General features: G+C 75.1%; 13 protein-coding genes and 1 pseudogene. 2 read left to right on the forward strand and 12 right to left on the reverse strand.

Annotated elements, in window-relative coordinates; genetic code table 11:
- Positions 1-46: 46 nt before the first annotated feature.
- The 7 genes and pseudogenes from FHD63_RS01160 to FHD63_RS15870 all read right to left on the reverse strand — a co-directional run.
- Positions 47-1,477, reverse strand: a pseudogene (locus FHD63_RS01160) (ABC transporter ATP-binding protein/permease); the annotation flags it as partial.
- A 27-nt stretch (positions 1,478-1,504) separates the two neighbouring features.
- Complete coding sequence (gene cydB, locus FHD63_RS01165; RefSeq protein WP_139719429.1) at positions 1,505-2,584, reverse strand: cytochrome d ubiquinol oxidase subunit II; 1,080 nt, start codon at positions 2,582-2,584, stop codon at positions 1,505-1,507.
- Between the two features lie 13 nt (positions 2,585-2,597).
- A complete protein-coding gene (locus FHD63_RS01170; protein ID WP_139719431.1) occupies positions 2,598-4,061 on the reverse strand; it encodes a cytochrome ubiquinol oxidase subunit I in 1,464 nt (487 codons plus the stop codon).
- Between the two features lie 74 nt (positions 4,062-4,135).
- Positions 4,136-4,999: a M56 family metallopeptidase gene (locus tag FHD63_RS01175; RefSeq protein WP_139719432.1), complete on the reverse strand. Its 864-nt coding sequence runs from the start codon at positions 4,997-4,999 to the stop codon at positions 4,136-4,138.
- Positions 5,000-5,014: 15 nt separating this feature from the next.
- The gene (locus FHD63_RS01180; RefSeq protein ID WP_139719433.1) at positions 5,015-5,404 is read right to left on the reverse strand and encodes a BlaI/MecI/CopY family transcriptional regulator; all 390 of its coding nucleotides are present in this window, start codon (positions 5,402-5,404) and stop codon (positions 5,015-5,017) included.
- Between the two features lie 212 nt (positions 5,405-5,616).
- Positions 5,617-6,633 (reverse strand): UDP-glucose 4-epimerase GalE, encoded by a 1,017-nt coding sequence (galE, locus tag FHD63_RS01185; RefSeq protein ID WP_139719435.1) that lies wholly within the window; start codon positions 6,631-6,633, stop codon positions 5,617-5,619.
- 59 nt (positions 6,634-6,692) lie between these two features.
- Complete coding sequence (locus tag FHD63_RS15870) at positions 6,693-7,373, reverse strand: RDD family protein (RefSeq protein ID WP_139719436.1); 681 nt, start codon at positions 7,371-7,373, stop codon at positions 6,693-6,695.
- 12 nt (positions 7,374-7,385) lie between these two features.
- Here FHD63_RS15870 and FHD63_RS01195 point away from each other — a divergent pair, with 12 nt between their 5' ends.
- Positions 7,386-7,877 (forward strand): nucleoside deaminase, encoded by a 492-nt coding sequence (locus FHD63_RS01195; protein ID WP_139719438.1) that lies wholly within the window; start codon positions 7,386-7,388, stop codon positions 7,875-7,877.
- A 154-nt stretch (positions 7,878-8,031) separates the two neighbouring features.
- On the opposite strand, the gene FHD63_RS01200 is transcribed toward FHD63_RS01195, so the two are convergent.
- The 4 genes from FHD63_RS01200 to FHD63_RS01215 all read right to left on the reverse strand — a co-directional run bounded on the left by FHD63_RS01200 (position 8,032) and on the right by FHD63_RS01215 (position 11,776).
- Positions 8,032-8,325: a hypothetical protein gene (locus FHD63_RS01200; RefSeq protein ID WP_139719440.1), complete on the reverse strand. Its 294-nt coding sequence runs from the start codon at positions 8,323-8,325 to the stop codon at positions 8,032-8,034.
- Between the two features lie 142 nt (positions 8,326-8,467).
- Entirely contained in the window at positions 8,468-9,187 is a 720-nt protein-coding gene (locus FHD63_RS01205; protein ID WP_139719443.1) for an ABC transporter ATP-binding protein, read from the reverse strand.
- Complete coding sequence (locus FHD63_RS01210) at positions 9,180-10,184, reverse strand: ABC transporter ATP-binding protein (protein WP_420853110.1); 1,005 nt, start codon at positions 10,182-10,184, stop codon at positions 9,180-9,182. The genes FHD63_RS01205 and FHD63_RS01210 overlap by 8 nt, the downstream gene beginning before the upstream one ends.
- Positions 10,181-11,776, reverse strand: coding sequence for an FtsX-like permease family protein (locus FHD63_RS01215; protein WP_139719444.1), 1,596 nt, complete (start codon positions 11,774-11,776; stop codon positions 10,181-10,183). The genes FHD63_RS01210 and FHD63_RS01215 overlap by 4 nt, the downstream gene beginning before the upstream one ends.
- 478 nt (positions 11,777-12,254) lie before the next feature.
- Between FHD63_RS01215 and FHD63_RS01220 the strand changes: the two genes are divergently transcribed.
- Complete coding sequence (locus FHD63_RS01220; RefSeq protein WP_139719446.1) at positions 12,255-13,004, forward strand: hypothetical protein; 750 nt, start codon at positions 12,255-12,257, stop codon at positions 13,002-13,004.
- On the opposite strand, the gene FHD63_RS01225 is transcribed toward FHD63_RS01220, so the two are convergent.
- The gene (locus FHD63_RS01225) at positions 12,983-16,621 is read right to left on the reverse strand and encodes an ABC transporter permease (protein ID WP_139719448.1); all 3,639 of its coding nucleotides are present in this window, start codon (positions 16,619-16,621) and stop codon (positions 12,983-12,985) included. The two genes, FHD63_RS01220 and FHD63_RS01225, sit on opposite strands and share 22 nt — an antisense overlap.
- Between the last annotated feature and the right edge of the window lie 85 nt (positions 16,622-16,706).

Below are 16,706 nucleotides of genomic sequence, written 5' to 3' on the forward strand. Positions count from 1 at the left end.
GGTGCAGGCGGGGGAGGGCCTCCACCGCCACGTTGGCCGTCGGCTCGTCGAGCAGGACCAGCGGGGCCGGCGAGAGGGTGGCCCGGGCCAGGGCCAGCCGCGCCCGCTGACCGGCGGACAGCCCGACCCCGTCGTCGCCCAGCCAGGTGTCCAGCCCGTGCCGGTCGGCCAGCTGGCGCCACAGCCCCACCCGGACCAGCGCGTCCGTCATCGCCTCGTCGGACGCGTCGGGGTCGGCGATCGCGAGGGTCTCGCGCACGGTGCCCGGCAGCAGGAGCGGCCGCTGGGTCGCCAGGTGCGCCGCGGGCGCGGTGACCGTCCCGGCCGCGGGGGTGCGCAGCCCGGCCAGCAGCTCCAGCACCGTGGTCTTGCCGGCCCCGCTCGGCCCGGTGAGCGCGGTCACCCCGGGGCGGGAGGGGGTGCGCAGCGTGAGCTCCGACAGGGTGCGCACCCGGCCGGGGTGGGCGTACGACACCGCGTCCAGCCCGAGGGTGGCCCCGTCGGTCGGCGGGGTGGTGACGTCCACGTCCGTACTGCCGAGGATCCCGTCGGCGGCCAGCTCCTCCAGCACCTGCGCCCCGTCGGCCGCGTTGTGGAACTCCGCCCCCACGCGGCGGATCGGCCAGTACGCCTCGGGCGCCAGCAGGATCGCGGTGAGCCCGACGACGAGGTCCATCCCGCCGTGGGCCAGCCGCAGCCCGACGGCGACGGCCACCATCGCCACCGAGATCGTCGCCAGCAACTCCAGGGCGGCCGTCGAGAGGAAGGCCGTGCGCAGCGTGGCGACGCTCGCGCGCCGGTGCCGCTCGCCGACCTCGCGGACCACCTCGACCTGCGCCCTGGCGCGGCCGTAGGCGACGAGCGTCGGCAGCCCCTTCATGACGTCGAGGAAGTGCCCGGCCAGCAGGTCCATCGCCACCCACCGACGCTGCGTCTCGTCCCGCGTGTGCATGCCGATGAGCGCCGCGAAGAGCGGCAGCAGCGGGAGCGTGAGCACGACGACGAGCGCGCTCCACGGGTCCACCACCACCAGGGCGACCAGCGCCAGCGCCGGCACCACGGCGGCGGTGACGAGCGCGGGGAGGTAGCGCGCGACATACGGCTCGAGGGCGCTGACCCCGTCGGTGGCGCGGGTCACCGCGACCTCGGTGCGCGGGCGCTCCTCGACCGGTCGGCCCAGCCAGTGCCGCAGCAACGCCTCCCGGACCACGCCGACGACGCGCAGCCCGGCGCGCCGCGCCACGAGCTCCCCCACGCCGGCGAGCACCCCGCGCAGGACGAGGAGGCCGACCAGCCAGCCGAGGTATGCCGTGAGCTCCTCGCGCGAGCCCCGCACCACCGCGCCGACGACGAGGGCCAGGCTCACCGCCTGCGCGATCGCGACCACCCCCGAGAGGATGCCGACCACGGACAGCGAGGCGACGGGGCGGCGCGTCGCCGGCAGCGCGCGCAGCAGGGCGGGGTCGAAGGGTCGCACGCGGCTCAGCGCTCCGGTGCCGTCACGTCAGCGGCCCGCGCGGGTCTGCGCGTCGGTGTCGACGACGGCCGCGTGGTGCACCTCGGTGGGGATGTGGTGACCGGACACCCGCTTGCGGAAGGTCCAGTAGCTCCACGCCGTGTAGAGCAGCATGACCGGGGTGAACACGAGCGCCACGACGGTCATGATGCCGAGCGTTTTCGGGGTGGAGCTGGCGTTCTGCGCGGTGAGCGACCAGGCGGGGTCCAGGCTCGAGGGCATGACGTCGGGGAAGAGCGCCAGGAACAGCGACGTGGTGGCCAGCCCGATGGCGACGAAGGTGCCGGTGAAGGCCCAGCCCTCCCGGCCGCGCGCCGCCGCGAGCAGCCCGCCGACGAGGCCGGCCGCGGCCACCCCGGCGACGAGCCAGGAGGCCGTCGTGCCGGTGCGCAGGTGCACGACCGCCAGCCACACCACGGCGAGCACGGCGCTCGCCGCCCCGAGCCGCAGCGCCAGCGCCCGGGCGTCGTGGCGCAGCTGTCCGTCGGTCTTGAGCGCCACGAACAGCGCCCCGTGGGTGAGGAAGAGCGCGAGCGTGGTCAGCCCGCCGAGCAGCGCCACCGGGCCCAGGAGGTTCCAGAAGCCGCCGACGTACTCCATGTCCGCGTCGATGGGCACCCCGAGCACGATGTTGGTGAAGGCCACGCCCCACAGCAGCGCGGGGACGAAGGATCCGGCGACCACCATCGCGTCCATCCGGGCCCGCCAGGCGGGGGAGTCGACCTTGCCGCGGTACTCCAGCCCCACGCCGCGCAGGATGAGCCCGACCAGGATGAGCAGCAGCGGCAGGTAGAACCCGGAGAAGAGGGTGGCGTACCAGTGCGGGAAGGCCGCGAAGATGGCGCCGCCCGCGGTGAGCAGCCAGACCTCGTTGCCGTCCCAGAACGGCCCGATGGCCGAGAGCATCTGCCGCTTGCGGGTCTCCCCGGTGTGCGGTGCCTCGCCCCGCGTCTCGTCGCGGCCGAGCACCGGCAGCAGCATGCCGACGCCGTAGTCGAAGCCCTCGAGGCAGAAGTAACCGACCCACAGGACGGCGATGAGGATGAACCAGATCGTGGTGAGTTCCATGACGTCCCTTGTCTCAGTAGGTGAAGACGAACGCGTCGTCGTCGTCGCGGTTCCGGGGGTCGTAGGACGCGTCCTCGGGGACCTGCTCCGCCCCGGCCCGGCCGTAGCGCAGCAGGAGACCGACCTCGACGACGGCGAGCACGCCGTAGAGGAGGGTGAAGACGGTCATCGAGGTCAGCACCTCGGCGGCGGTGGTGCCGGGCGAGACCCCGGTCTGGGTCGTCATGAGGCCCATGACGAGCCAGGGCTGGCGGCCCATCTCGGTGAACATCCAGCCGAAGGTGTTGGCCAGCAGCGGCAGCAGCAGCACGAGGAGACCGGCCCAGCCCCAGGCCCGGTGCCCGAGCCGCTGCTCGTCGGTCTCGCTGCCCCGCCCCCGCAGCACCCACAGGACCGCGGCGGCGATGGCCATGGCGGCGAAGCCCAGGCCCATCATCAGCCGGAAGGTCCAGTAGGTGACGGGGATGACCGGGCGGTAGTCCTCGACGGCCGTCAGCTCGGACCCGGCGTAGGTCAGCTCGTAGCGCTCCTGGATGTGGTCGATGCCCTCGACGGCGCCGTCGAGGGTGCCGGTGGCGAGGTAGGACAGCAGCTTCGGCACGGTCAGCGCCCAGACCTCCTCGGTGCCGTCGAGGGTCCCGACGGTGACGATGGAGAACGGGGCGCCCTCGCCCTCGGGCACGTCCTCGTAGAGCGCCTCGGCGGCGGCCATCTTCATGGGCTGCACCTCCGTCATCACCTTGCCCTGCAGGTCGCCGGACACGATGACCCCCAGGGAGGCGACGAGGACGGTGACGGCACCGAGCTTGGCGGCCTTGCGGTACATGGGCTTGTCCGTGCCCGGGGTGGCGTCGCGCCACAGGTGCCACAGCGCGAAGGCGAGGACGAACCCGCCGCCGGTCATGTAGGCCGCGGCGATGACGTGCGGGAAGGTCACCAGCTGCACCGGGTTGGTGAGGACGGCCAGGAAGTCGGTGAGCTCGGCGCGGCCGGTCTCCGGGTTGAGCCGGTAGCCGACGGGGTTCTGCATGAAGGAGTTGGCGGCGAGGATGAAGTAGGCCGACAGCAGGGTCCCGACGTGCACCAGCCAGATGGCTGCGGCGTGCAGCTTCTCCGGGATGCGTCCCCAGCCGAAGATCCACAGCCCCAGGAAGGTCGACTCGAGGAAGAACGCCAGCAGCGCCTCGATCGCCAGCGGGGCGCCGAAGATGTCCCCGACGAAGCGCGAGTAGTCCGACCAGTTCATCCCGAACTGAAACTCCTGCACGATGCCCGTGACGAGGCCCAGCGCGAAGTTGATGGTGAAGAGCTTGCCGAAGAACTTCGTCAGCCGCAGCCACTGCGGGTTGCGGGTGCGCATCCACTGCGTCTGCATGATCGCCACGAGCAGGCTGAGCCCGATCGTGATCGGCACGAAGAAGTAGTGGTAGACGGTGGTGATGCCGAACTGCCAGCGGGCCAGGTCGAGTGCATCCACGGAGGGAGCCTCCCGTCTGCGAGGAGTGAACTACGTGACGTCGTAGATGCTACTCCCCGTCGTAGCCGTGCCGGTCACCCGCCGAGCGTGAGAAGGGTCACGGTGACGGCGACCGGGATGGCGAGCACCGCCACGGCCAGCGCGGTGACCCCGAGGCGGGTATGCCGGGGCGCCGGTGGCCGGCTGAGGAGCCGGACCCGGGCGGTGACCTCGGGGGTCGCGGCCGCGGCCATCGCCACCAGGGCCCGCGCGAGGTCGGCGTGCCCGGTGCGCTGCTCGGCGATGCGGTCGGCGAGCGCCTCGGTGAGCAGCTGCACCTCGGTCAGGGCCGCGGGCACCCGCAGGCTGCGGGGGACGGCCTCGTGCAGGACGGTGAACAGCTCGAGCAGCAGGTCGTGCCGGGCGTCGAGGTGGCCCTGCTCGTGGGCGAGCACGGCGCGCAGCTCGGTGGCCCCGAGCCGGTCGAGGGCGGACCGGGTGAGGACGATGCGGTGCCCGCGCCCCGGCAGGCAGTAGGCGCTGGGGTTGCCCTCGGCCAGGACGGTGACGTCAGGTCGGGTGATGCCGGCGGTGCCGCGCGCCAGCGCGTCGTCGAGCTGCTCCCCGACGAGGTCGACGAGCTCCCGGTGCCGGGTGCGGCGGCGGCGCAGGTCGGTGCCGACGCGGTGCCCGGAGGCGAGCAGGCGCACGAGCATGCCGCCGGACAGGAGGAGGGCCAGGCCGAGCAGCAGGGGCTGGGACAGGCCGGTCGTGAGCACGGCCGTCGGGGCGGCCAGCAGCGCGCACAGCACCCCGGCGACGCTGACCGACTGCCACAGCAGCAGGCCCGGCCCGGGCATGCCGCGCAGCGCGGTCCACCCGGGCAGCACCCGCGGTGCGAGCAGCACGAGGACGAGCGCGGTCAGGACCACCGCGGCGGTCAGCAGCGGTCCGCCCATGGGAGGGGGTGGTGGCTAGGCGCGGCGGCGCTCGACCTCGACGAGCGCGGCCCGCAGGTCGTCGAGCTCCCCAGGGCTGGCGTCGTCGAGGAAATGCAGCATCGCGGCGGTGCGGTCGGCCTGGACGGCCTCGAGGGCCGAGCGCAGGGCGCCCGCGGCCAGCTCCTCGCGGCTGGCGGCGGCGGAGTACTGCCAGGCCCGCCCCTCGCGGGTCCGCTCGGCGACGCCCTTCTTGGCCAGCCGGTCGAGCACCGTCATGATCGTGGTGTAGGCCAGCTCCTTGTGGTGCTCGCGCCGCTCGAGGTGGTCCAGCACGTCACGGACGGACAGCCCGGGTCCCTCGGACCAGAGGATGTCCATCACGGCGCGCTCCAGGTCGCCGAGAGAGGTGCTGCGCAAAGGCATAGTGGCGAGGATACGCCCCCCACCTGGGAACCACCCCCCCGACCGCACCGGACGCGTGCTCGGGTCGCACCGGACGCGTGCTCGGGTCGCACCGGACGCGTGCTCGGGTCGCACCGGACGCGTGCTGGGGTCGCACCGGACGCGTGCTGGGGTCGCACCGGACGCGTGCTGGGGTCGCACCGGACGCGTGCTGGGGTCGCACCGGTATGCCGTCAGTCCGGGTAACCCTGCGGGTTCGCCTGCTGCCACCGCCACGTGTCGGCGCACATGTCCTCCACCGACCTCGTCGCCCGCCAGCCCAGCTCGGCCTCGGCGAGCGAGGGGTCGGCATACGAGCTGGCGATGTCGCCCGGACGTCGCGCGACGATCTCGTAGGGGATCTGCTGGCCGCTCGCCCGCTCGAAGGCCGACACCAGCTCCAGCACGGAGGTGCCCCGGCCGGTGCCGAGGTTCCACACCGACAGCGGCCGGTCGTGGCTGCTGATCCACTCCAGCGCCGCGACGTGGCCCTCGGCGAGGTCCTCGACGTGGATGTAGTCGCGCACCCCAGTCCCGTCGACCGTGTCGTAGTCGTCGCCGAAGACCGAGAGCCGGTCCCGTCGCCCGACCGCGACCTGGGCCACGAAGGGCATGAGGTTGTTGGGGATGTCGGAGGGGTCCTCGCCGATCCGTCCCGAGGGGTGCGCGCCGACCGGGTTGAAGTAGCGCAGCAGGGCCACCTTGAGCTGCGGGTAGGCGTGGGTCACGTCGCGCAGGATCTGCTCGTTCATGACCTTGGTCCAGCCGTAGGGGTTGGTCGCCGAGGTCGGCAGGCCCTCGGTCATGGGCACGGGCGCGTCCTCGCCGTAGACCGTGGCGCTGGAGGAGAAGACCAGGTGCGGCACGTCGTGGGCGACCATCGCCTCGACCAGCCGCAGCGTCGCGCCGATGTTGTTGCGGTAGTAGTCGATCGGCTTCTCGACCGACTCGCCCACCGCCTTGAACGCGGCGAAGTGGATGACCGCGTCGAAGCGCTCCTGGCTGAGCAGGGAGTCCAGCTTGTCGCCGTCGGCGAGGTCGAAGGCGTGCACCGGGACGGGGATGCCGGACAGCTCCTCCAGGCGCGGGGTCACCGACGGCTTGCTGTTGGAGAAGTCGTCGACGACGACCACCTCGTGCCCGGCCCGGGCCAGGGCGATGACGGTGTGGGACCCGATGTAGCCGGCGCCGCCGGTGACGAGAACGCGCATGGCGTCATCGTGTCAGACGGCCGTGCCGGTCTGCCGTGCCTCGCCCGGTGGGCGCGCGGTCAGGGCCGCAGCAGCCGCAGGGAGGGACGGGCCTTGGGGTAGCCGGAGACGACGACGGCACCGAACATCAGGTCGTGCACGGCGCGGTGCTGGCGGTCCCGCAACGGCCACAGGCTGTTGACCACCAGGAAGACGAAGACGGTCATGATGCTGAGGAAGCCCAGCACCGCGGTACGCAGCACCCCCACCACGCCACCCAGGCAGGTGCCGTCCGCGTCACGCAGCACCTTGAGCCCCAGCACCGCCTTGCCGGGCGACTGACCCGTCGACCCGTTCAGCCAGCCGAGGTAGCCGACCGCGCCGACCCAGACGGCTCCCGCCAGGTCCTCGAGCGGGTCGACGACGGCGGACATCAGGGCCAGGGCCATGAGCAGCCCGAAGACCAGGCCGGCGTCGATCGTCGTGGCCGCCACCCGCTCACCCCAGTCGGCGTAGCGCAGCCGCGGCGGGGGTGGCGGCGGTGTCGTCGGGACGTCCTCCGGCCCGCTTAGGCTCCGGGCACCCGGGACGTACGGCGGCAGGGGCGGCGCGCTCTCCCACGGCGGTGCGTCGGTGGGGCCGTCGGCCCGGCCATGGTCGGGTGACGGTGGGGGTGACCAGCTCATGCGACGCCTCCTCGGGGGGTGAGACCGAGGATAGAGCGCTCCCCTGGACCCTGCTCGGCGCGGTGGCGGCGGCATACCCTGGTGCCCGTGACGGACCCCACGAGCATCTCCGAGGACGACCGCGCCCACCTCTCGCGGGCCGTCGCGCTGGCCGAGGCCGCGCTCGACGCCGGTGACGAGCCGTTCGGCTCGCTGCTCGTGTCGGCCGACGGCGACGTGCTGCTCGAGGACCACAACCACGTGTCGGGGGGCGACCACACCCAGCACCCGGAGCTCGCGATCGCCCGCTGGGCCGCGCAGCACCTCTCGCCGCAGGAGCGCGCCGCGAGCACCGTCTACACCTCCGGCGAGCACTGCCCGATGTGCGCCGCGGCGCACGGCTGGGTGGGCCTGGGCCGTATCGTCTACGCCTCCTCCACCGAGCAGCTCTCCGCCTGGTCGGCCGAGCTGGGCGTGCCGCCGGGAGCCGTCGCGCCGCTTCCGATCACCGCCCTCGTGCCCGGCGCCGTGGTCGCCGGGCCGGACCCGGAGTTGGCGGAGCGGGTCCGCGCGCTGCACGCGCGCAAGGCCGCCTCCTGAGCGGTATGCCGTGACCCGCACCCGCGGTCCGCGCAGCTGACCGTGGAAGTGCGGCCCGGGCGACGATTCGCCGGTCGGGCGCGGGTGGCGCGGCGCTGCTGACCGTGGAAGTGCGGCCCCGGTGACGATTCGCCGGTCGGCTGGACGTGGGGGGTCACCACCGGTCTCGGCGCGTCCTGTTCTTCTCCCGCGTCTCGAGCCGGGTGGGCGGCGGCCGTCGGATCAGCACGGCGAGCAGGACGAGCCCGACCGACGCGACCACGGCCAGACCGATGGCCGAGATCGACCAGCCCGTCAGGAATCCGACGACCAGCACCACGACCGCCAGGGCTGCACAGCCCACGAGGAGCAGGCGCGAGGGCGGCGTGCGGGTGCTCGACCCACCCGGCCTCGGCCCGAGAAGACTCTCGCCCTGCGGCTGGTCCGACGGGTGCTCCTCTTCCGGCATGATCACTCCTCGCTCCGGCTCGGGCATCGAGTTGGTCACGACCGTAGTTCGGGTCCGGGGCTCCGTCGACCGCAGGAATGGAGGCAGGTCGACCGTGGAAGTGCTGCCCCGGCGACGATTCGCCGGTCGGGCGCGGGAGGTCTCAGACCCGGCGTCCGTCGTGCAGCTCGACGACCTGGTCCGCTCGCTCCATGAGGACGGGGTCGTGCGTGGACACGACGGAGGCGATGCCGCGCTCGTGGGTGAGCCGGACGAGCAGGTCCATGACCATCGCGCCGGTGTCGGAGTCCAGCTGGCCGGTCGGCTCGTCCGCGACGAGGATGTCCGGCTCGCCGACGAGGGCCCGCGCGATGCCGACCCGCTGCTGCTGGCCGCCGGAGAGCTCGTAGGGCCGCTGCCGGCTGTGCCGAGCCAGCCCGACGAGCTCGAGGGCCTCCTCGACCCGCCGGGCGCGCTCGCCCACGGCGGTGCGCTGCAGCCGCAGCGGGACCTCGACGTTCTCGGCCGCCGAGAGCACCGGCACCAGCCCGAAGCTCTGGAAGACGTAGCCGATGCGCTCCCGCCTGACCGCCAGGACCTCCTTCTCCGGCAGCGCGGAGAGCACCCGCCCGTCGTCGAGCAGCACCTGCCCGTCGTCGGGCCGGTCGAGCCCGCCCAGGAGGTTGAGCAGCGTCGTCTTGCCCGACCCGGACGGACCGCGCACCACGGTGAGCCTCCCGGCGCCCACCTCCAGGTCCACCCCGGCGACGGCGTGCACCTGGGTGGCGCCGCTGCCGAAGGTCCGGTGCAGCCCCACCGCGCGCAGCACCGGCCGCCGCGCGCCGACCGCCTCGTCCGCCCGGTATGCCGTCGGCTCACTCATCTCGTCCTCCTGCCTGTCGCCCGTGCGCCCGGTGCTCCTCGTCGTCCGGCCACACCTGCACGTGGGTGCTCTCGTGCTCCAGCCGGACCCGGTCGCGCAGGCCGAGCCCCTCGACGTGGGCCTTCGGCAGCTGGATCCGCCCGGCCCGGTCGATGACGGTGTACTCCCGCGCGACCTGCCGCTGCTCGCCGGACTCGTCGGTCACGACGTACCGCAGCACCTCGGTGGAGGTGCGCCCGTCGCGGATGGCGACCGTGCGCCGGACGTGGTCGGACACGGTGGGGTCGTGGGTGACGACGAGCACGGTGGTGCCGAGGCTGCCGGCGGCCTCCCTCATGACCTCGAGGACCTGGGCCGAGGCGGCGTCGTCGAGCTCGCCGGTCGGCTCGTCGGCCAGCAGGACGGCGGGTGAGTTGGCCAGGGCGGTGGCGATCGCGACCCGCTGCTGCTGCCCGCCGGAGAGCTCGGTGGGCCGGCGCTCCGCGCAGTCGGCCAGGCCGAGCAGGTCGAGCAGCTCCTCGACCCGCCGGGCCCGTTCGCGCCGACCCGAGATGACCATGGGCAGGGCGACGTTCTCGGCCGCGGAGAGGAAGGGCAGCAGGTTGCGGGACGTCTGCTGCCACACGAACCCGACGGTGTGCCGCTGGTAGTCCACCCGCTGCGCGCGCCCCATGGTCAGCAGGTCCACCCCCGCCACCCGGGCGCGTCCACCCGTGGGCCGGTCCAGCCCGGACAGGATGCCCAGCAGGGTCGACTTGCCGGAGCCGCTGGCCCCCACGAGCGCCACGACGTCGCCGGGGTCGACGACGAGGTTGAGCCCCTGCAGGGCCTGCACCTCGACCCCCTCGGTGGAGTAGATCCGCACCAGGTCCTCGCACCAGATGTCCGGGCCCTGGTGCTCGCGCACCGTCCCGAGGGTGGTGCGGTCGTCCACGGCGGCAGGCCCGGTCGGGTCGTCCACGGACTGCTCCTGGTGGTGCTGTGGGATCGTGTTCATCGGTCCTCCCCGACGCGCAGCGCCTGCGCGAGGTTGGTGCGCCCGGGGAGCCAGGCGCTGGTGGTGACGGCGGTCAGGACGGTCAGGACCACCGCGCCGAGCACGGCGGCCAGCAGCGGCGGGTCGAGGTGCAGGGCCGGTTGCGCGGTCCCGCCGGTGAGCCCGGTGAGGTCGAGGCCGCGCAGGAGGACCCAGGGCACGGCGAGCCCCAGCACCGAGCCCACGACGAGGGAGGTCGCCAGCAGCGGGGCCAGCTCCCACGCCGTCAGCGCCCGCGTCTGGCCGGGGGCCAGCCCGAGGGTGCGCAGGGTCGCGAGCAGCCGGGTGCGGGCGACCGAGCCCATGAGCTGCACCACGACGACGGCCAGGACGGTGAGCAGCGCGGAGACCAGGGTCGCCCCGACGAACAGCTGGCGCAGCCCGACGGTGACCGGGGCCTCGGTGAAGGTGTCGAGCCGGGTCGAGACCGTCGTGACGACGCCACCGCTCCCGACGAGGTCGGTGACGGCCTGCGCGACCACCTCCGGGTCCGCGCCCTCCTCGAGGCCGATGAGCGTCGTGGACACCCGGGGCAGGGTCTCCCCGGCCGCGACCCAGCGGTCTCCGTCGACGAGCACGCCGGCCCCGGTGACGAGGACGCCGGGGACCTCGTCGAGGTGTCCGAGCACCTCGACCTGGCCGAGGCCCGAGACGGCGACCTCGCCCGCGGACCCGGGCGCCGCCTCGTCGGCCGAGCGCAGCGTCACGACCCCGGGTGTGCCGTCCTCGGACCAGAAGGCGGGCGGTGGGCCCTCGATGAGGGGGGACGCGGCATACACCTGCTCCACCTGGGGCTCCGCCACCCAGACCCGCACCGCCGTCCGCTCGCCGTCGACGACGAGGTCCTGGGTGGCCCCGCTGTCGGCGACGCCGCCGACCGCGCCGACGCCCGGGATGTCCTCCAGCGAGGCGCGCAGCTCGTCGGTGAGGACCGGCCCGTTGAGGCGGACCGGTGCGCCGTTGTCCTGCCAGGCCGCGACCTGCGCGCCCTGGGACACGGTGGACAGCAGCACCGCGCTGATGAGCGCCACGGCCGTCCCGAGGACGACGGCCAGGGTGGGCACGAGGCCACCGGCCGGGTCCCGCAGGGCCCGCGCCGCACCGAGGAAGGGGGTGAGCGTGGGCCGGCCGCGCAGCACCCGGGTCAGCGCGGCCAGCGGGAGGGGGTAGAGGCGCAGGGTGAGGACGCAGGCGGCCAGGGCGAGGAGCACGGGGGTGGCCGCGGCCAGCAGGTCGATGCCGGTCGCGGCCGCGTCGTCCCCGCGCGCCCCGCGGCCGAGCAGCCGCCAGGTCGCGACCCCGGCCAGCGCGACGACGGCGACCTCCACCACCCAGCGCCACCGGCTGCGGCTGCGTCCGCCGAGGTCCTGGCGCCGGGTCAGCAGCGAGGCGTCGTCGACGGAGGCGGCGAGGGCGAGGGACGGGACGAGCGCGACCGCCCCGGAGACCGCCCACTGCCACCAGGGGGTCGGACCGGGCACGAGCAGCATCGCGCCGAGGTGCCCGAGCGCCGCGGCGGGCACCCCGAGCAGCAGACCCTCCGCGGCGATCACGCGGCGCAGCTGGGGGGGAGGCGCCGCGCGCGAGCGTCATCGCCAGGCTCCGCCGGCGCCGCTGCACGACGAGCCGGGCGCCCAGCGCGGCGACGGCGAGGGCGACCCCGAGCGGGCCCGCCGCCACGACCGCGAGCATCGAGCTCGTCGCCCGCTGCTGGCTGGCGACGCGGTCGAGGGCGTCGGTGAGGTCGGTGGTGAAGAGGGGGATCTGGGCGCCCCGGGCGTCGCCCATCTGCTCGGCGGTGGCGAGCGGGTGCTGCGCCGCGAGGAAGCCGTTGACCTGGGCGGTGAGCGCCTCGACCTGTCCGGTGGTCCCGGTGATGGCCGAGGCGTCGACGGGGTACCAGACCCGCATCGAGACGGTGGCCGCCGGCCCGATGCTCCCGCGGTTCTCCGGGGACAGGAAACCGGTGAGGAACGCCGCCTCGCCCCGGTTGGGGTCGTAGAGCGTGCCCATGACCGCGGCGTTGTCGACGTGCTGCCACCGCGGGTCGTCCGGGTCACGCGGGACGTAGGTGCCGCTGACGACGAGGTCGGTCTGCGGCACCGTGTCGCCCACCTCCAGGCGCAGCTCCTGCGCGGTCTCCTCGAGGACCACGATCGGCACCTCCGGGGCGTCCTCGGGCTCGGGCTCCTCAGGCCCTTCCTGCCCAGGTCGGTCCGCCGACCCGCCGACGCCCACCAGGGGCGAGGGCCCGACGACCAGCTCGGGCCAGTCACCCTCCACGAGCTCGACGTGCTCGCGCAGGTCGGGATCGACGGCGAGGCTGAGGGTCGCGGTGTAGTAGCCGGACTCGATGTCCGGGGTGAACTGGACCTCCGACTGCAACCGGGCCAGGAGCTGCGCCGGGCCCAGGACGTCGCGCAACGGCTCGGGCTGCTCACTGCGGACCCGCTCCGCGCCCTCGACGAGGGGCGCCCAGCCATCGACCCCGGGCGCACCGTAGTAATCGGCCGGAGAGCCGAACAACACCGTCCGCTGCCAGTCGCCGCGCAGGTCGCGCTGCGCCGCGGACAGAGCCCCGATCTCCTGCTCGAGCTGGCGGCCCTGCACGTCGACGAGACCGCGCGGCGCCGCCGTGAGCAGCAGCGCGACCAGGCCGACGAGGGCGGCCAGACCGAGGGACACCCACGGGTCGGCGGTGAACTGGCGACGGGCCAGCCGGGCCGGGCCCGGAGCCCGGGGTATGCCGTGCCGCGGGCTCATCGGATCTCCTCCCGGTAGCCGCGGTCGAGGGCCTGCGCACGGACGCGCCGGGCGACCAGGGCGACCAGGAGTCCCGCCGTCGTGAGGGTCACGGCCAGCAGCACGGCCCACGGGAGCGCCTCCAGCCGCAGCGCCGCCGGGAGCCGCAGCCGGCCGGGGGCCGTCGTCGACGACGCCAGCTCCGGCACCACCGCCCCGCCCACCAGCCAGCCGGCGGCCAGGCCGAAGACCGCCGCGACCAGCACCACCCCGGCCAGCTCGAGGGCGCGCGAGCGCGCCTGGGCGGCGGGCGGCATACCGAGCGCGCGGAGCACCGCGACCTCCGGGCGGCGCGCGGTGAGCAGGGTCGCCGCCACGGCCGCGACCCCGGTCAGGGCCAGCAGCACCGCACCGGCGGAGGCGACCCAGAAGACCAGCCGGGCCGCGCTTGTCGCGTCCGTCACCGAGACGGTTCCCGGCCCGGTGACGGCGCGCAGGTCCGCGCGGGCCGTGAGGGCCTCGACGGCGGCCTGCGCCCCGGCGGAGGGGGTGGCCCAGACCTCGTCCGGCCAGGTGAGGCTGCGCTGCTGCTCGGCGAGGACCCGGGAGGCGACCCGCGAGTCGGCGAGGGCGGCGGTCTCGCCCTGCTGACCGGGCAGCGCGGCGACGACCTGGGCCACCTCGGCCGGCACGGTGGTGCCGACGAGGCGCAGCGTCACCGGGTCGCCGACCGTGAGGGCGGCTGCTGCGGCGGTCTGCCGGGTGAGGGCGACGGGGACGGTGGCGGCCGGCGCCTCCTCGCCCGTCGCGCCGGTTCCCGGATCCTGGCCCAGCACCGCGTCGCCGCGGTAGGTCACGTCCGGTGCCACGGCGACCTCGATCGGCTCCTGCCGCAGGTCCGGGACCTGCAGGTGCCACGTGGGGGTCGTGGTGTCCACCCAGGGCGGGACGTCGACCTCGTCGGTGGTCACCTCGGGGTCGATGAAGGGCAGACCCGTCCCCCGGGAGCGCTCCACGACCTCGATCGCGGTCTGGAAGGACGGGTCCTCGACCGCCGCGGCCTCCTCCAGGAGCGGGGCGGCCTGGTCACGGCTCGCCGCCGAGGAGCTGCCCCACCCGTCCGTCCCGGACAGCAGGTCCTCACCCCCGGCGGTCAGCGACAGGTCGAGGTCGAGGGTGGTCGAGGAGTAGCCGGAGAAGAGGTCGGGCGGCACGTCGTCCGCCGTGCCCGGCGTGCTGACGGTCACCGAGCGGACCCGGTGCTCGCGCCCCTCGGGCAGCGCGAAGCGCAGGTCGGCGGTCGTCCGCTCCGAGGTGGAGCTCCAGTCGCCGAGCGCCTGCCGGTCGTAGGACAGCTGCGGGCCCTCGGCCCGGACCGCCTCGGAGGTGACGGACGACGTCAGGCCGGTGGCGACGTCCTCGACCAGCAGCGTCACCCGGAGCTCGACCGGCACCGCGGCGGCGACCACCTCGCTGTCGAGGGACCGCTGGATCGCGGCCGGGGAGTCGTCGAGGGCGTAGATGAACGACCCCCCGGCCGCCTCCGTCTGGGCGGGGTCCCAGCCCACGGCCTCCAACCCCTCGACGAGGCTCTCCTGCGCGTCCGGGAGCTGCTCGAGCCGGGCCAGCTCCCACGCGTCGGTGCCCCGCTCGACCACGAGCTCCACGTCGATCGCGTCGACGTCCTCGGGGACGGTGACGGCCGAGTCGGCGAGGGGCTCCCCGTCGGCGCCCACCGCCCGGTCCAGGCCGGCGGGCACCAGTCCGCCCGGTATGCCTTCCGGCACGTTCGCGACCGCGCCGAGCCCGCCGCCGTCGGTGCCGGTGGGGGCCAGGGTGAGCGGCACGTCGACCTCGCCCACCCGGGCGTCCGGGTCCGACCAGACGAGGGCCGCCGCGTCGACCTCCGGCAGCGCGGCGAGGTCCGGGGGCGGGGCGGGCACGACGCCCGGCTCGACCGTGGCGGGCGGGCGCACCAGGTCGGCGCGCAGCGGCGCGCCCTCACGGACGGCCGCGAGGTCGTCCCGCAGCTGCGCGCTCGTGCCGGCGTAGAGCGCCGCCAGCGTGGTCGAGCCCACCGCGAGGACGGTGAGGACGACGGGCACGGCATACACCGGGAGACGCCGGCTCACCTGGGCGGACGAGAGGTGCGCGGCGGTGGTGCGCGTCGGCCGGGTGAGGAGCTCGACGGCGCGGGTGAGCGGCCCCAGGAGGGCCGTCGCGAGCACGGCCGCGGCCGCGAGCAGCAGGGCCGGCGCGGCGGCGGCCACGAGGTCGGTGCCCAGGGCTCCGTCCTCGGCCCGGGTCACCGGCGAGCCGGCCCGGCGCAGCTGCCACCAGCTCAGCGCGGCCGCCCCCAGCACCAGGACCACGGCGGCGAGCGTCGTCGCGGCCCGGACCCGGCCCGACCGGTCGGCCACCGCGGCCCCGCCGGAGAGGCGGCGCGCCTGGAGCGCGGCGACGAGCCCGAGGGTCAGGGTGATGCCGGCCAGGGTCAGCAGGGCGGTGACCACGAGCCGGCCCAGCAGCCCCTCGCCGCCCGGCACGGCGCGCACCGCCGCCCAGGCGAGGAGGGTGCCGAGGACGGCACCGAGCGCCGCGACGAGCACCGACTCGACGAGGCCGGTCAGCAGGACCTGCCGGCGCGAGGCCCCGCGCGCCACGAGCAGCTGGGCCTGGGGCTCGCGGGTCGCGGCGAGCAGGCGGGCCAGCTGGGTGACGGCGAGCCCGGTGACGAGGACGAGCACCGACAGCGGGACGACCCCGAGGGCGCGGGCGGTGGCCAGGTTGGTCGAGGCCTGGCCGGCGGTGGGGGCGAGGTCGCCCTCGACCTGCACGCCGCGGACGGCCACCCCGGGGGCGTCCCGCAGGTCGGAGCGCAGGCTCGCGGCGCCCGCCGCGAGGACACCGAGGTCCTCGGGGGTGATCCGGTCGGCGTCGGGGCGGACGGGCCAGCGCACGAAGGGGGCGCCCACCTGCTGCGCCAGCGCCTCCTCCACCACCAGCGGCCCCAGCGTCGCCTTCTCCTCGCCCACGCCGGTCCGGACGAGCTCGTCGCCGAACCAGAAGGCGTCGGCGGGGTCGACCGGTTGCCAGAGCGCGGTGACCTCGACGGTGCGCTCGCCCACCACGAGGGTGTCGCCGACCGACAGGCCGAGGGCGCGCGCGGCACCGACGTGCAGGGCCCCCGGCGCCGGGGCGTCCTCGCCGGCACCCTCGTCCCCCGTGGGCCAGGTCCCCTCCAGGACCGTGACCAGGTCGCCGGGTGCCTCACCCGGCGCCAGCTCCGGGCCGCCGACGAGCACGAGCTCGCCCTCCACCTCCACCTCCGCCCCCGCGACCCGGGCCGGCCGCGGCTCGGTCACCACCAGCCGGCCGATGCTCACGGGGGCGGGGGCGAAGGCCTCGGTGATGGTGCTCCGGGCCCGCGCGTCCTGGCGCCGCGGGTCCTCGGCCAGCCTCGTCTGCACCTGCACCCCGGTCTGCGTCGGCTCGCCCTCCGTGAGCGCGCCGCGGGCGGCGGTGCTGGCCGCGGCCGCCGAGTAGCCGACCGTCCCGGCGATGATCGCCGTCGTGACGGTCACGAGCGCCAGCAGGGTGAGCAGCAGCCCCCGGGAGGACCGTGCCCGCGCCCGCGCGAAGCTCGCCCACGTCATACCGGGAACCCTAGGCAGCGCGTCGTGCCTGCAGGGCACCCGGGCCGCCCGTGGTGACCAGATCGAGATGCCGACGCCATGTGCT

The organism is Serinicoccus chungangensis (genome assembly GCF_006337125.1).
Lineage (GTDB): Bacteria > Actinomycetota > Actinomycetes > Actinomycetales > Dermatophilaceae > Ornithinicoccus > Ornithinicoccus chungangensis.

Coding starts and splice junctions, on each gene's coding strand:
- cydB (WP_139719429.1), bottom strand. CDS start 2,584: ATGGAACTCACCACGATCTGGTTCATCCTCATCGCCGTCCTGTGGGTC.
- FHD63_RS01175 (WP_139719432.1), bottom strand. CDS start 4,999: ATGGGCGGACCGCTGCTGACCGCCGCGGTGGTCCTGACCGCGCTCGTC.
- FHD63_RS01180 (WP_139719433.1), bottom strand. CDS start 5,404: ATGCCTTTGCGCAGCACCTCTCTCGGCGACCTGGAGCGCGCCGTGATG.
- galE (WP_139719435.1), bottom strand. CDS start 6,633: ATGCGCGTTCTCGTCACCGGCGGCGCCGGCTACATCGGGTCCCACACC.
- FHD63_RS15870 (WP_139719436.1), bottom strand. CDS start 7,373: ATGCCGCCGCCACCGCGCCGAGCAGGGTCCAGGGGAGCGCTCTATCCT.
- FHD63_RS01200 (WP_139719440.1), bottom strand. CDS start 8,325: ATGCCGGAAGAGGAGCACCCGTCGGACCAGCCGCAGGGCGAGAGTCTT.
- FHD63_RS01205 (WP_139719443.1), bottom strand. CDS start 9,187: ATGAGTGAGCCGACGGCATACCGGGCGGACGAGGCGGTCGGCGCGCGG.
- FHD63_RS01210 (WP_420853110.1), bottom strand. CDS start 10,184: ATGAACACGATCCCACAGCACCACCAGGAGCAGTCCGTGGACGACCCG.
- FHD63_RS01225 (WP_139719448.1), bottom strand. CDS start 16,621: ATGACGTGGGCGAGCTTCGCGCGGGCGCGGGCACGGTCCTCCCGGGGG.